The 14,260-nt window shown below is 42.8% G+C and carries 20 protein-coding genes and 2 pseudogenes; 19 read left to right on the plus strand and 3 right to left on the minus strand.

Translation table 11 applies throughout. The annotated features are described in order from the left end of the window. The first annotated feature begins 89 nt into the window (after positions 1-89). Both tuf and asnB read left to right on the plus strand, forming a co-directional pair. On the plus strand, positions 90-1,280 hold the full coding sequence (gene tuf, locus ACWOEX_RS03455; protein WP_455297991.1) for an elongation factor Tu: 1,191 nt from the start codon (positions 90-92) through the stop codon (positions 1,278-1,280). A 172-nt stretch (positions 1,281-1,452) separates the two neighbouring features. Then, on the plus strand, positions 1,453-3,279 hold the full coding sequence (gene asnB / locus ACWOEX_RS03460) for an asparagine synthase (glutamine-hydrolyzing) (protein WP_455297993.1): 1,827 nt from the start codon (positions 1,453-1,455) through the stop codon (positions 3,277-3,279). Positions 3,280-3,353: 74 nt separating this feature from the next. Here asnB and ACWOEX_RS03465 read toward each other — a convergent pair whose 3' ends face one another. The 3 genes and pseudogenes from ACWOEX_RS03465 to ACWOEX_RS03475 form a co-directional block, all read right to left on the minus strand. Continuing rightward, a complete protein-coding gene (locus ACWOEX_RS03465; RefSeq protein ID WP_455297994.1) occupies positions 3,354-4,157 on the minus strand; it encodes an ABC transporter ATP-binding protein in 804 nt (267 codons plus the stop codon). Between the two features lie 4 nt (positions 4,158-4,161). After that, positions 4,162-5,047 (minus strand): annotated as a pseudogene (locus tag ACWOEX_RS03470) (ABC transporter permease). 4 nt (positions 5,048-5,051) lie between these two features. Next, a pseudogene (locus tag ACWOEX_RS03475) lies at positions 5,052-6,028 on the minus strand (ABC transporter substrate-binding protein). Between the two features lie 643 nt (positions 6,029-6,671). Between ACWOEX_RS03475 and rpsJ the strand changes: the two are divergent. The 17 genes from rpsJ (at position 6,672) to rplF (ending at position 14,234) form a co-directional block, all read left to right on the plus strand. Then, positions 6,672-6,980: a 30S ribosomal protein S10 gene (rpsJ, locus tag ACWOEX_RS03480; protein ID WP_455297996.1), complete on the plus strand. Its 309-nt coding sequence runs from the start codon at positions 6,672-6,674 to the stop codon at positions 6,978-6,980. Positions 6,981-7,055: 75 nt separating this feature from the next. Continuing rightward, positions 7,056-7,688 (plus strand): 50S ribosomal protein L3, encoded by a 633-nt coding sequence (rplC, locus tag ACWOEX_RS03485; RefSeq protein WP_455297997.1) that lies wholly within the window; start codon positions 7,056-7,058, stop codon positions 7,686-7,688. A gap of 23 nt (positions 7,689-7,711) precedes the next feature. Then, entirely contained in the window at positions 7,712-8,335 is a 624-nt protein-coding gene (gene rplD / locus ACWOEX_RS03490; protein ID WP_455297998.1) for a 50S ribosomal protein L4, read from the plus strand. After that, positions 8,335-8,634: a 50S ribosomal protein L23 gene (rplW, locus tag ACWOEX_RS03495; protein ID WP_455297999.1), complete on the plus strand. Its 300-nt coding sequence runs from the start codon at positions 8,335-8,337 to the stop codon at positions 8,632-8,634. Before rplD ends, rplW begins: the two co-directional genes overlap by 1 nt. An 11-nt stretch (positions 8,635-8,645) precedes the next feature. Then, positions 8,646-9,485 carry a 50S ribosomal protein L2 gene (rplB, locus tag ACWOEX_RS03500; RefSeq protein WP_455298000.1) on the plus strand — a complete coding sequence of 280 codons (840 nt, stop codon included), beginning with the start codon at positions 8,646-8,648 and terminating at the stop codon, positions 9,483-9,485. 27 nt (positions 9,486-9,512) lie between these two features. Further along, on the plus strand, positions 9,513-9,794 hold the full coding sequence (rpsS, locus tag ACWOEX_RS03505; protein ID WP_455298001.1) for a 30S ribosomal protein S19: 282 nt from the start codon (positions 9,513-9,515) through the stop codon (positions 9,792-9,794). 21 nt (positions 9,795-9,815) lie between these two features. After that, on the plus strand, positions 9,816-10,172 hold the full coding sequence (rplV, locus tag ACWOEX_RS03510; protein WP_455298003.1) for a 50S ribosomal protein L22: 357 nt from the start codon (positions 9,816-9,818) through the stop codon (positions 10,170-10,172). Between the two features lie 3 nt (positions 10,173-10,175). Next, complete coding sequence (gene rpsC / locus ACWOEX_RS03515) at positions 10,176-10,826, plus strand: 30S ribosomal protein S3 (RefSeq protein WP_455298005.1); 651 nt, start codon at positions 10,176-10,178, stop codon at positions 10,824-10,826. A 2-nt stretch (positions 10,827-10,828) separates the two neighbouring features. Next, entirely contained in the window at positions 10,829-11,257 is a 429-nt protein-coding gene (gene rplP, locus ACWOEX_RS03520) for a 50S ribosomal protein L16 (RefSeq protein ID WP_455298006.1), read from the plus strand. After that, positions 11,250-11,447 (plus strand): 50S ribosomal protein L29, encoded by a 198-nt coding sequence (gene rpmC / locus ACWOEX_RS03525; RefSeq protein ID WP_455298007.1) that lies wholly within the window; start codon positions 11,250-11,252, stop codon positions 11,445-11,447. The genes rplP and rpmC overlap by 8 nt, the downstream gene beginning before the upstream one ends. 28 nt (positions 11,448-11,475) lie before the next feature. Continuing rightward, on the plus strand, positions 11,476-11,742 hold the full coding sequence (rpsQ, locus tag ACWOEX_RS03530) for a 30S ribosomal protein S17 (protein WP_455298008.1): 267 nt from the start codon (positions 11,476-11,478) through the stop codon (positions 11,740-11,742). A gap of 24 nt (positions 11,743-11,766) precedes the next feature. Then, positions 11,767-12,135 (plus strand): 50S ribosomal protein L14, encoded by a 369-nt coding sequence (gene rplN, locus ACWOEX_RS03535; RefSeq protein WP_455298010.1) that lies wholly within the window; start codon positions 11,767-11,769, stop codon positions 12,133-12,135. A 21-nt stretch (positions 12,136-12,156) separates the two neighbouring features. Beyond that, positions 12,157-12,465 (plus strand): 50S ribosomal protein L24, encoded by a 309-nt coding sequence (gene rplX / locus ACWOEX_RS03540; protein WP_455298012.1) that lies wholly within the window; start codon positions 12,157-12,159, stop codon positions 12,463-12,465. A gap of 23 nt (positions 12,466-12,488) precedes the next feature. Next, on the plus strand, positions 12,489-13,031 hold the full coding sequence (gene rplE, locus ACWOEX_RS03545; protein WP_455298014.1) for a 50S ribosomal protein L5: 543 nt from the start codon (positions 12,489-12,491) through the stop codon (positions 13,029-13,031). A gap of 20 nt (positions 13,032-13,051) precedes the next feature. Continuing rightward, a complete protein-coding gene (locus tag ACWOEX_RS03550) occupies positions 13,052-13,237 on the plus strand; it encodes a type Z 30S ribosomal protein S14 (RefSeq protein ID WP_455298016.1) in 186 nt (61 codons plus the stop codon). 34 nt (positions 13,238-13,271) lie between these two features. After that, positions 13,272-13,670: a 30S ribosomal protein S8 gene (gene rpsH / locus ACWOEX_RS03555; protein WP_455298018.1), complete on the plus strand. Its 399-nt coding sequence runs from the start codon at positions 13,272-13,274 to the stop codon at positions 13,668-13,670. 27 nt (positions 13,671-13,697) lie between these two features. Further along, on the plus strand, positions 13,698-14,234 hold the full coding sequence (rplF, locus tag ACWOEX_RS03560; protein WP_455298019.1) for a 50S ribosomal protein L6: 537 nt from the start codon (positions 13,698-13,700) through the stop codon (positions 14,232-14,234). Positions 14,235-14,260 lie beyond the last annotated feature (26 nt).

The following is a 14,260-nucleotide window of genomic DNA, read 5'->3' on the forward strand; positions in this document are numbered from 1 at the left end:
AACAAATGATTTATCTATAATGAAACCAAATCGTTAGTTTCATTGATAGCGAATTTAATGGATTATATATTTTAGGAGGATACATTTACATGGCAAAAGAAGCTTATGATCGTAGTAAACCGCATGTTAACATCGGTACTATCGGCCACGTTGACCACGGTAAAACTACTTTAACAGCAGCAATCTCTACCGTTCTTTCTCGTCGTGGAATCAACAAGGAAGCTGCTTCTGACTACGCTGCAATCGACAACGCGCCAGAAGAAGCAGAACGCGGTATTACGATTAACACTTCCCACATCGAATACGAAACAGAAAACCGTCACTACGCTCACATCGACGCACCAGGACACGCGGACTACGTTAAGAACATGATCACCGGTGCTGCTCAGATGGACGGTGCGATCTTAGTTGTTGCCGCTACTGACGGTCCAATGGCTCAGACTCGTGAACACATCTTGCTTGCTCGTCAGGTTGGTGTGCCTTACATCGTTGTATTCTTGAACAAGACTGACCAAGTAGACGACGAAGAATTATTGGAATTAGTTGAATTAGAAGTTCGTGACTTGTTATCTGAATACGACTTCCCAGGAGACGACCTTCCAGTAGTTAAGGGTTCTGCTTTGAAAGCTCTTGAAGGTGACGAAGAACAAGAAGAACACATTTTGGAATTGATGGCTGAAGTTGACAGCTACATCCCAACTCCAGAACGTGACGTTGACCAACCATTCTTGATGCCAATCGAAGACGTGTTCTCAATCACTGGTCGTGGTACTGTTGCTACCGGTCGTGTAGAACGTGGTAAAATCGAAGTTGGTAAAGAAATCGAAGTTGTTGGTATCCGTGATACTGCAACTACGACTGTTACCGGTCTTGAAATGTTCCGTAAGACTTTGGACTACGCTGAAGCAGGGGACAACGTTGGTGCATTGTTACGTGGTATGACTCGTGACACTGTAGAACGTGGTCAGGTATTGGCTGACCCAGGTACGATTACACCTCACACTACTTTCGAAGCTGAGGTTTACGTATTGACTAAAGAAGAAGGTGGACGCCACACGCCATTCATGGATAACTACCGTCCACAGTTCTACTTCCGTACAACTGACGTAACTGGTATCATCAGCTTGCCAGAAGACACTCCAATGGTAATGCCTGGTGACAACGTAACGATGAACGTAGAATTGATCCACCCAATCGCTATTGAAGAAGGTACTCGCTTCTCAATCCGTGAAGGTGGTCACACTGTAGGTGCAGGTACTGTATCTAAAGTTAACAGCTAATCATTTAGTGATTAACACTTAAACGATAAAAGCTCGGTGACTCCGGTTGCCGGGCTTTTTTGTATGCAAACTTATATCTTTCTTAAACTTAGAATCGTTGAATTTATATTACAGAACGATTACACTATATTATCAGTGAGTTACTGAAAAATAATGAAATTGAGGTGTGCAGATGGCAGGATTTATTGGTTTAATCAACGTGAAGCGTGAGCCACAGATTATGGACAGCATGTTACAGACGATTGCCCACCGTGGTCCCGATTTTCGTGACGATTTTGAAGATGACTACTTAAAATTATCTTATTTAGGTATTGATTTAGATTATCAATTTGATGGTAAAGAATTCTTTGAGAATGACCAGGTCACCGTACTTTTGACGGGTTACGTGACAAATATCGATGAAGTGAAGGACTACTGCCGTCGTTTTGACGCTAATAGTTCTGAACTAACGCCTGCTGCATTGATCGCTACGATCTATGCGCATGAAGGTCTCGATGTCGCAAAAATCATTAAAGGTGGCTATGTTGTCACAATTTATGATAAGAAAACCCGAAAAATTGCTTTTGTTCGTGACCGTTTCGGCTTACAACCATTCTACTACTACCAAACGGCTGACGGTTTGATGGTTGTTTCAGAAACTAAGGCATTACTCGAACATCCACAATTCAATAAGCAATTAAATACGGAAGCGTTAGTACCATACTTGGTTTACCAAGTGCCCGTATTGAATGAAACCTTCTTCAAAGGTGTGTACACCGCACCTGCTGCATCGATTATTGTTTATGATGGTGAGGATATTACGATTGACAGTTACTGGGATATCAAATTTGAACCTGAAGAAATGACAGTGGATGAAGCGGCTGAAGAAATTAATCGTTTGATCGGCAAATCCATCAAAAACAAATTGCAGTACTTCAATCACCCAGAAAAAATTGGGCAATCCCTCTCTGGAGGGGTGGACAGCTCTTACTTAGCAGCGCGTTTGAAACCGGCGGAGACATTCACGGTCGGTTACAATAGCGAAGAATTCTCAGAAATCGATAACGCACGTGCTTTTTCAGATATTATCGGTGCGCATCACACAGCGAAATTATTAGATGCTGATGAGGCGTTCTCTGAATTACGCAAGATTGTCTATCTCTGTGACGTGCCTTACGCGAACCTTTCTGCGATTCCGATGTTCTACTTATCAAAGACCATCAGTGATACCACGCATGCGATTTATTCTGGTGAAGGTGCGGATGAATTCTTCGGTGGCTATCTCGAATACGAAGAACCAAAGAGTATCCAAAATTACCGCAAATTACCGCAGGGGATTCGTGAATTGGTAGGACAACGTGTTTTGAATAGCAATCGTGACTTCAAAGGGCGTAACTTCCTGATCAAAGGTTTACCGGTCGAAAAATGGTACATTGGCCAAAATAAAATTTTTCATGAAAATAATGCGCGCAGTATCGTGACAGACGGTTATAAAGATGCGCCACGCATTAATGATTTAACAGAACCATACTTCCAAAATATCCCGAACTACAGTGATATTCAGAAGAAACAGTATCTCGATTTCCATATGTTTATGCTTCACGATATCGCTTTGAAAGCTGACCGTATGAATATCGCGAACTCGGTACAGCTCGTGACACCATTATTGGATGAAGACTTATTGGACTTTGCACGTCGCATGCCTGATAAATTAAAAGTTGACGGTGAAAAAGCTAAGATTGCTTTCCGTAAAGCGGCAGAAGATTACTTACCAGATGAATGGTCGAAGCGTAAGAAACTCGGCTACGTGACACCGTTGAAATATTGGTTGAAGGAAGATAAATACCGCCGTCAAGTTCATGATGCCTTAACAGGTAGTCTAGCGAAACGCTTCTTTGATACGGAAATGATTGAAGAAATCTTCCAGGATGATGCTTCTGGACGTCGCGCTGGCCACCGTAAGATCTGGACATTGTACATGTTCTTAATGTGGTACGAAGAATACTTCATTAAACGCTAATTACTTAAATAAAAACGATCGACACGCCATCGTCGATCGTTTTTTGTATGTACTTATATAGAAGAAAACTATCACTATTGTAGAAGCAGTTTGTCGTTTGATAAGGACTCGCTGACGCTTTGTTGAAAGAGATGCATTAATTTATCGACGGTGAGACGCTGTTTATCTTCACCTTTGATATCCACAGCAATATGTCCCTGATGCAATATGATCAGGCGATTACCGTATTGGATCCCATCGTTCATATTATGCGTGATCATCAAGGTCGTCACATGATTGGACGAGACCAAATGCTCGGTGATCGTCATGATTTGATGACTAATACGAGGGTCTAGAGCAGCTGTATGTTCATCCAATAGTAAAATTTCTGGTGTTTGGATGGTTGCCATCAGCAGAGTCAATGCTTGGCGTTGTCCACCCGATAGCATATCTGTCGGTGTCTCTAACCGATTTTCTAATCCCATATCGAGTCTTCGCAATACCTCCTTGAATTGCTTGCGTTGTTTAGCAGTCACCGCGCGTTTAAAACCATCGTGGTGTCCGCGTCGGAGGGCAATCGCTAAGCTTTCTTCAATCATCAAGTTTTTTGCGGTACCGGATTTAGGATCTTGGAAGACGAGGCTAATTTTCTTCGCACACTGATGAACGGGGAGATGCTGAATCTGCTCACCGTTCAATGTGATATCACCACTATCCGGGATTAAACTCCCAGCAATTAAGTTCATTAACGTGGATTTCCCAGCACCGTTATTTTCAATCACACTCACAAAATCTCCGTCTTCGATGGTAAGTGATAAGTCTCTAATGACGTGATTTTCGTTATTAGAGCCGATATTGAATGTTTTAGTTAAATGATGAATTGCTAATTTTTCTGTCATGAGTCTACGCCACTTTCTTTTGTTTGCGTCGTGTTGTGAGATGTGAAAGCCATACGATAATTGCCAAAAGGATAGCTGAGAGTAATTTAATATCGCCAGCGTGGATGGATAAGAGTTCTTGACGCATGACGAGGTCAATCGCGATACGGTAAATGATTGCGCCGAGTACGATTGTGAGAAGTCGCTGGCCGAAAGTCAGATTTCTAAACAATACTTCAGCGATAAACACGGCGGCTAAGCCGATGACGATCGTACCTGTCCCCATTCCGACATCAGCGAAACCATTGGCCTGACCGAGCATGGCACCTGAGAGACTGACTAAGCCAGAGGAGAGCATCAATCCTAAACATTTCATGCGGTCAACATGGATGCCATTAGCGGCTGCCATTTCCGGATTATCGCCAGTAGCGCGGAGACTGAGACCGAGTTCAGTGTACATGAAGGTAACGAGTAACATGATGACGATGATCATCGCAATGAGGCCGAGCACGAGGGTGCGGACATTATGCGGGATACCGAGAGCTCCCAACTGTGTAAGCAGTGTTTCTTGATCGAGTAATGCTTGGTTGGATTTTTCCATGACACGCAGATTGATGGAGTAGAGTGCGGTCATGGTGAGAATCCCGGCGAGTAATCTGGGGATATGCATGGCTGTTTGAAGGAATCCGGTAACAAATCCTGTCATCACACCGCAAGAAAACCAGCGATCGTCGCGCGAGAAGCGGTGACCAGCCATTAACGATGAAAGTGGCAGTGACCGCCGTACCGAGAGGGTAGGCCCCCTCAACAGTCATATCTGGAATGTCGAGAATTCTAAAGGATAAGTAGACGCCAATAGCTAGGATTGACCATAGCAAGCCTTGTGAGGTGGTACTGATTAAAAAATCCAACATATTACTCGGCCTCCTCTGGTGTTTTTTCATTATCAGGAATATGAATACTACTTGGATCCATACCGAATGCGTTAAACATCGCGTCGTTTAAATCGAAACGGAAAGTATCGGCGCGTTCGATAGGCATTTCAGATGCTTCATCTTCTCCTTTTAATATTCTAGCCGCCATATGTCCGCTCTGTTCACCAATTGCCTTAAAGTCGACACCGAACATCGCAAGTGTTGCATCGAGGTGAGCGACATCGCTACCGAGCGTTGGGAGTTTCTTATCGCGAACGACTTCAGCAATGATTGGAATCGAAGACGCCACATCGTTATCTGTTGGTAGAATGAGCGCGTCGACTTTATCAGCGACCTCACGAGTATCAGTGGCCACATCATTGGTTGAATTAATGGTTTGAGCGACTGATTCTAATCCACGTTTCTTGGCTTCAGCTTCAAAAGCTTGCCATTGGATGACAGAGTTTGCCTGACTATCGTTAAAAATCATACCGACTTTCTTTGCCTCAGGTGCAAGTAGTAATAAGTGATCTATCAGTTCATCCATCGGCACCATGTCGCTCGTACCTGTTGCATTCATCCCTGGTCGCTCCCAATCTTTGCTTCGATCGGATCGGTAATCGGCGAAAAAACGATCGGCGTTTCTGGATCAGCGTTCATCAAAGCTTGTGCAGCAGGAGTGGCGATCGCAAAATTGAGATCATTTTGACCCTTGAATTGCTGTGCGATACGTGCTAAGTTGGCTTGATCATTGTTAGCGAGTTGAAGATCAACTTTAATGTTCTCACCATCTTCGAGACCTTCTGCTTTTAGTCCGTCGATGAAACCATCGTGCACGAGAATGAGGGCTTGGTGATCGGCGAATTGCAGAATACCGACTGTCTTGGTTTCAGAATCGCTATTACTGCACGCAGCGAGGATAAGGAGTGATGTGATAAGTAATAAACTGAACCATTGTCTAATTGTTGTCTGTTTCATGATGAAGATCCTTTCTATCGATTAAATTTGAGTAACAAAAAAAGCCCACCTAGTTCGATCAAACTAGATGAGCGCGATAGTATGTGTATAGGAAACCCGATGTCTCGAGCCCATATAGAATGATCTTCTACTTGGGCTCCAATCAACCTAAAAAGTTATAGCCTTCATAGATACGTATTTGCCCGTATCCATGAGTAATAGATACAAGCATTATCTATCAAAGCTATAATAATACGCTGTGATATTGAGAATGATGGGTTGTACGGTAGACATCTGATTTCACTCCTTTCAAGAGTTAAACTAACTATAGCCGTTTTTTGAATACAAGTTAACATTATTTTCGAATATTTATAAATGGTATACGTAAGGAGGAGAGCGCTGAAAAATTTCTTCATTATACGAACACCCTTACATGAAATAAATTAAATTTTTTCAACGTTAACCCTTGATTCAAAGGGCAAATCACATTATACTTGTAAGAGTGCTTTTTCTAATCCCAGGGCGTAGTATACGCTCGTAACGGTTAGGATCAGCCGGCTTTGACGTATAAGGTTGCGACACACCCGGGTACATTGTCATGACGGGGTGTCGGGAATTTATACCGAGCAAGTCATAAAATCATTATTGACGAGGAGGAAAACTCATGGCAAAACAAAAAATTAGAATTCGCTTGAAGTCTTACGAACACCGTGGATTGGATCAATCTGCAGAAAAGATCGTTGAGACGGCAAAACGTACTGGTGCACAGGTATCTGGTCCAGTGCCATTGCCAACTGAACGTTCACTCTTTACGGTTATCCGTAGTCCACACAAATACAAAGACTCTCGTGAACAATTTGAAATGCGTACACACAAACGCTTGATCGACATCATCAACCCAACACCTAAGACTGTTGATGCATTGATGAAGTTGGACTTGCCTTCTGGTGTGGACATCGAAATCAAATTGTAATTTAGAGAAAAGCGACAAATTATTTAACTTAGTTAATCAAATTGATTAAAAAATAAATTATTCGGAGGTGTAATCATGACTAAAGGAATCTTAGGGAAAAAGGTTGGTATGACTCAGTACTTTAAAGAGTCTGGGGAACTCGTTCCTGTAACTGTTGTTGAAGCAGCACCTAACGTTGTTCTTCAAGTGAAGACTAACGAAACTGATGGTTACGAAGCTATTCAGTTAGGTTTCGACGACAAACGCGACGTATTATCTAACCAACCTGAACAAGGTCATGTAAAGAAAGCAAACACGACGCCTAAGCGCTTCATTCGGGAAATCCGCGACGTAGAGCTTGGCGAGTACGAAGTAGGACAGGAAGTAACGGTAGAAACTTTCCAAGCTGGGGATATCGTAGACGTTACGGGAACTTCTAAAGGTAAAGGTTTCCAAGGCTCAATCAAACGTCACAACCAACAGCGCGGACCAATGGCTCATGGTTCTCACTACCACCGTGTTTCTGGTTCAATGGGTATGGCTTCTGACCCAGGACGCGTATTCAAAGGTAAGAAACTTCCTGGACAAATGGGTGGTAAACGTATCACCGTTCAAAACCTTGAAATCGTTAAAGTTATTCCAGAAAAGAATGCTTTATTAATCAAGGGTAATGTCCCAGGATCTAAAAAATCATTAGTCGTTATTGAAACGGCAAACAGCGCTAAATAATCGTCGGGAAAGGAGGAAAATCGATGGTACAAGTTAAATTATTCAATCAAACCGGTAGCGAAGCAGGAAACGTTGAATTGTCAGATGACATTTTCGCAATCGAACCAAACGAAAATGCAATCACTGATACAATCTTGATGATCCGCGCTTCCAAACGTCAAGGTACGCACGCCGTTAAGAACCGTTCAGCTGTTCGTGGTGGTGGCCGTAAACCATGGCGTCAGAAAGGTACTGGTCGTGCACGTCAAGGTTCTATCCGTTCACCACAATGGGTCGGCGGTGGTACCGTGTTCGGACCAACACCACGCAGTTACGCGTACAAATTACCACGTAAAGTCCGTCGCTTAGCATTACGTTCTGCACTTTCCCGTAAAGTTGCAAATGATCAATTGATCGTTATTGACGAATTGCAATTCGACGCACCAAAAACAAAAGACTTCAAGAAGTTGTTAGATACTGTTGGAGCTGACAAGAAAGCATTAGTTGTTATCGACAAAGAAAACGAAAATGCCGTACGCTCCGCACGCAACTTAGCTCAAGCTACGCTGGTTGATGAAAATCACGTTAATGTTTACGATCTCGAAAACAGTGAAAAAGTCATCATCACGCGTTCCGCACTTTCTAATGTAGAGGAGGCGTTAGCATAATGCATGCAGAAGACGTCATTATTCGTCCAGTAATCACTGAGAAGAGTATGGACGCTATGGATGAAGATAAGTACACTTTCGAGGTGGCTATCCACGCGTCTAAATCACGTGTAAGACAAGCAATTGAAGAACTCTTCGACGTAAAAGTGAAAAACGTAAACATCATTAACGTTCACGCTAAGAACAAACGTGTTGGACGTTACACAGGCAAAACTGCTCGTCGTCGCAAAGCTATCGTAACGTTAGCTGAAGGTGATAGCATTGAAATTTTCCCATCAATCCAGGATAACGAAGAATAGGAGGAATCGTCTTGGCTATTAAAGTATACAAAGCGACGTCAAACGGACGCCGTAATATGACGGGTTACGATTTCTCAGAAATCACAAAATCCAAACCTGAAAAATCATTATTACAACCACAATCTAAACGCGCTGGTCGTAACAACCAGGGTCGTATCACTGTTCGTCACCAAGGTGGTGGCCACAAACAGGCTTACCGTTTAGTTGACTTCAAACGTCGTCATGATGGTGTTGAAGGTATCGTTAAAGCAGTAGAATACGATCCAAACCGTTCAGCAAACATCGCATTGATCCACTACGTTGACGGTGTGAAGAGCTACATCCTTCACCCACGTGGATTGAAAGTTGGCGATCGCATCGTATCTGGTGACGCTGTCGACATCAAAGTCGGTAACGCAATGATGTTGAAGAACATCCCAGCTGGTACTATCATCCACAACATCGAATTAAAACCTGGTAAAGGTGGCGAATTAGTTCGTGCTGCTGGTACAAGTGCTCAGGTGCTTGGTCGTGAAGATGACAACAAATACACTTTGGTGAAATTATCATCTGGTGAAACACGCTTCATCTTGAACACTGCGCGTGCAACAATTGGTTCCGTTGGTAATGAACAACACGAATTAGTAAACGTTGGTAAAGCCGGACGTAAACGTTGGCTCGGTAAACGCCCTACTGTTCGTGGTTCTGTAATGAACCCTAACGATCACCCTCACGGTGGTGGTGAAGGTCGTGCACCAATCGGTTTGAAACACCAGAAGACCCCTTGGGGTAAACCTGCTCGTGGTGTTAAGACACGTAAGGGTAAAGCACGCTCTAACAAGTTAATCGTACGTCGTCGTAACAGCAAATAAGCGCTGATAAAGAAAGGAGTTTAGAGAATGAGTCGTAGTGTAAAAAAAGGACCTTTTATTGATGAACATTTACGTAAAAAAGTAGAAGCTCAACAAGATGCTTCTAAGAAACAAGTCATTAAAACTTGGTCACGACGTTCAACAATCTTCCCTAATTTTATTGGGCTGACGATTGCCGTTCACGACGGACGTAAACATGTTCCGGTATACATCCAGGAAGATATGGTAGGTCACAAATTAGGTGAATTCGTACCAACACGTACTTTCCGTGGACACGCTAAAGACGATAAGAAAACGACAGCTAGATAATCGGAGAGGAGGAAACATTAAATGGCAGAAGCAATTAACACTGCTCGCGCAACTGCAAAGACAGTTCGTATTACAGCCCGTAAAGCTCGCTTAGTCCTCGACTTGATCCGTAATAAGTCCGTTGGTGAAGCGATTGCTATCTTAGAAAACACACCTCGTTCAGCATCTCCGGTTATCGAAAAAGTTTTGAAATCGGCGATTGCTAATGCAGAACACAATTTTGACCTTGATGTTACCCGTTTATACATCAGCAAAGCTTACGCTGATGAAGGACCAACGATGAAACGTTACCGTCCACGTGCAAAGGGTGCCGCTTCTGGTATCAACAAACGTACGAGTCACATCACTATCGAAGTTAAAGAAGCAGAGGAGGAATAACCAGTGGGGCAAAAAATTAATCCAAGCGGTTTGCGTATTGGCGTCATTAAAGACTGGGATGCACGCTGGTATGCTGAAAGAGACTACGCTGACGTATTAAACGAAGATCTTGAAATCCGCTCATACATCGACAAGAAGTTGAGCGACGCATCCGTTGCACGTGTTGAAATTGAACGTGCAGCTAACAAAGTAAACGTCAACATCCACACTGCACGTCCAGGTATGGTTATCGGTCGTGGCGGACAAGAAGTTGACAGCTTAAGACAACACCTCAACACATTGACTGGTAAAAACGTACACATCAATGTTGTTGAAGTGAAGAAACCTGAATTGAGCGCTAAATTAGTTGGTGAAAACATTGCTGAACAATTGGAAAATCGTGTTGCTTTCCGTCGTGCAATGAAACAAGCTATTTCTCGCACAATGCAAGCAGATGCTAAAGGTATTAAAATTCAGGTTGCTGGTCGTTTGAACGGTGCAGATATGGCACGTATCGAAACATTAGTTGAAGGAACTGTTCCTTTACATACATTACGTGCAGATATCGATTACGCACTTGCTGAGGCAGACACTCAGTACGGTATTATTGGTGTTAAAGTTTGGATCTTCCGTGGTGAAGTCCTTCCAACAGTGACACAAGAAGAGGAGGATTAAGCGTGTTAGTACCTAAACGTGTAAAATACAGACGTGAACACCGCGGTAAGATGCGCGGTGAAGCCAAAGGCGGCAAAGAAGTTGCTTACGGTGAATACGGTTTACAAGCCTTAGATTCTAAATGGATCACTAACCGTCAGATTGAAGCAGCGCGTATCGCAATGACACGTTACATGAAACGTGGCGGTAAAGTCTGGATCAAGATCTTCCCTCACAAATCTTACACTTCTAAGGCTATCGGGGTTCGTATGGGTTCCGGTAAAGGTGCTCCAGAAGGTTGGGTATCTCCTGTAAAACGAGGAAAGATTTTATTTGAAGTCGGCGGTGTTTCTGAAGAGGTAGCCCGTGAAGCATTGCGTTTGGCATCTCACAAATTACCTATTCGAACGAAATTTGTAACTCGTGGAATTGGTGGTGAATCGGATGAATAAATTTAAAGATTTAATCAATCTCTCAGCTGATGAATTGCTTAAACAAGAAAAAGAGTACAAGCAAGAGCTATTCAATCTTCGATTCCAATTGGCTACTGGTCAATTAGAGGACACAGCGCGCATTCGTACAGTGAAAAAACAAATTGCACGAATTAAGACAGCGTTGCGTCAGCAAGAATTAGCAGAATAATTCAATCAGTTAGGAGGGAATGACTAAAATGGCAGAAGAACGTAAGCCACGTCGTATCTTACAAGGACGCGTTGTTTCGGATAAAATGGATAAGACAATCGTGGTTCAGGTAGATACGTTCAAATTTCACCCGACATACGGGAAACGTATTAAATATTCTAAGAAATATAAAGCACATGACGAAAACAACGAAGCTAAGATCAATGATGTTGTCCGTATCATGGAGACACGTCATCTCTCAAAGGATAAATATTTCCGCTTAGTTGATATCGTTGAGAAGTCAGTCATTATTTAATGAGAACCGGAAGGAGGATATAGAATGATTCAGACAGAGACACGTTTAAAAGTGGCAGATAATTCCGGGGCTCGTGAGGTTTTAACCATCAGTATCTTGGGTGGTTCTGGTCGTAAAACCGCTAACATCGGTGACGTTATTGTTGCGACTGTAAAGAGCGCTACACCTGGTGGCGTTGTTAAGAAAGGCGACGTCGTTAAAGCTGTTGTCGTTCGCTCTAAGAGTGGTGCGCACCGTCCAGATGGTTCTTATATCAAGTTTGACGAAAACGCATGTGTCATCATCCGTGATGACAAGACACCTCGCGGGACACGTATTTTCGGACCTGTTGCTCGTGAGTTGCGCGATAACAACTACATGCGTATCGTTTCACTAGCTTCAGAGGTTATTTAATAGGAGAGGGGTGTCTAATAAATGCGAATTAAAACAGGTGATAAAGTAGAAATTATCTCAGGTAAGGATAAAGGTCACCAGGGAACTGTAACAAAAGTTTTCCCTAAACGTGATCGCGTCATCGTTGAAGGCGCTAATCTCGTTAAGAAACACCAGCGCCCTTCCCAAAGCGATCCACAAGGTGGGATCCTTGAAGTAGAAGCACCGATCCACGTCTCTAATGTTCAGATTTTGGATCCGGAAACAAATGAGAAGACACGTATCGGCATCAAAGTTGAAGATGGTAAGAAGATTCGTGTTGCTCGTAAATCAGGCAACAGCCTTGACTAAGAGAGAGGAGGAGTATTGGACTTATGACTAATCGCTTACAAGAAAAATACCAATCGGAAATTGTTTCAGCATTAATCGATAAATTTGGATACACTTCTCCAATGCAAGTACCTAAGATTGATAAGATCGTTATCAACATGGGTGTTGGTGATGCTGTAGCTAACTCCAAGAACTTGGAAAATGCTGTTGAAGAATTGACTAAGATTTCCGGTCAAAAACCAGTTATTACAAAAGCTAAGAAATCTATCGCTGGTTTCCGTCTTCGTGAAGGAATGCCAATCGGTACCAAAGTAACCCTCCGTGGTGAACGTATGTACGATTTCTTAGACAAATTAATTTCCGTTTCTCTACCACGTGTCCGTGACTTCCACGGTGTCAGCAAACGTTCTTTCGATGGACGCGGTAACTACACTTTAGGTATCCGTGAACAGTTGATTTTCCCGGAAATCGACTTCGATGATGTCGACAAAGTACGTGGTATGGATATTGTCCTTGTTACAACGGCAGAAAACGATGAGGAAGCGCGTGAATTATTAACGTTACTCGGTATGCCGTTCCGTAAATAATTAATAGGGAGGTTTACATTTTGGCTAAAAAAGCAATGATCAATAAGAATCAACGTCCAGCTAAATTCTCAACACGTGAATACACACGTTGCCAACGTTGTGGACGTCCGCATTCTGTTTACCGTAAGTTTAACTTATGCCGTATTTGCCTACGTGAACTCGCTCATGATGGACAATTGCCAGGCGTTAAAAAAGCTAGCTGGTAAGAGAGTCAGCAACGAACAAAGGGGGTAAAACAGAATGGTTATGACTGATCCAATTGCAGATTTCTTAACTCGCATCCGCAATGCCAACATTGCCCGTCATGCTAGTGTTGAAGTTCCTGCATCAAAGATGAAAGCTGCCATCGCTAAGATCTTAGCTGATGAAGGTTACATCAAAGGATACGAAATTATTGAAGACGATAAACAAAATGTCGTTCGCGTATTCATGAAATACGGCAATGACAATGAACGTGTAATTACTAACCTCAAACGTATTTCTAAACCAGGCTTGCGTGTTTATGCTAAAGGTGACGAAGTGCCTAAGGTATTAAACGGTTTAGGTGTGGCTATTGTGTCAACATCTGAAGGCGTAATCACTGATAAAGAAGCTCGTGCCAAAAACATCGGTGGCGAAGTTCTCGCTTACGTTTGGTAATCATCTAAGACAGAAAGGAGCAGCTTAATGAGTCGTGTAGGGTTAAAAGCGATTGAAGTCCCAAGTGACGTAACCGTATCAATTGATGGGACAACAGTTAGCGTTAAAGGACCTAAAGGAGAATTAGAACGTACCTTTAGTCCTGTCGTTACTATTGCATTGGATGACAACATCTTAACTGTTGAACGTCAAAACGATGCTAAAGAAAGCCGCGCACTTCACGGAACTACTCGTGCTTTGATCAACAACATGATCGAAGGTGTACACTCTGGTTTCGAAAAGAAATTGGAACTTACCGGGGTTGGTTACCGTGCACAGTTGCAAGGTAAGAAATTAGTGCTTCACGTCGGATTATCTCACGATGTTGAGTTTGAAGCACCAGAAGGCGTTGAAATCGAAGTTCCTTCCAACACAGAAATCAACGTTAAAGGAATCGACAAAGATTCTGTAGGTCAGTTAGCAGCTGACATTCGTTCAACTCGTTTACCAGAACCATACAAAGGCAAAGGTATTCACTATGTTGGCGAACACATTATTCGTAAGGAAGGTAAAACTGGTAAATAGTCACAGCATTGTGATTATTTATTCGT

The organism is Aerococcus vaginalis (genome assembly GCF_053762225.1).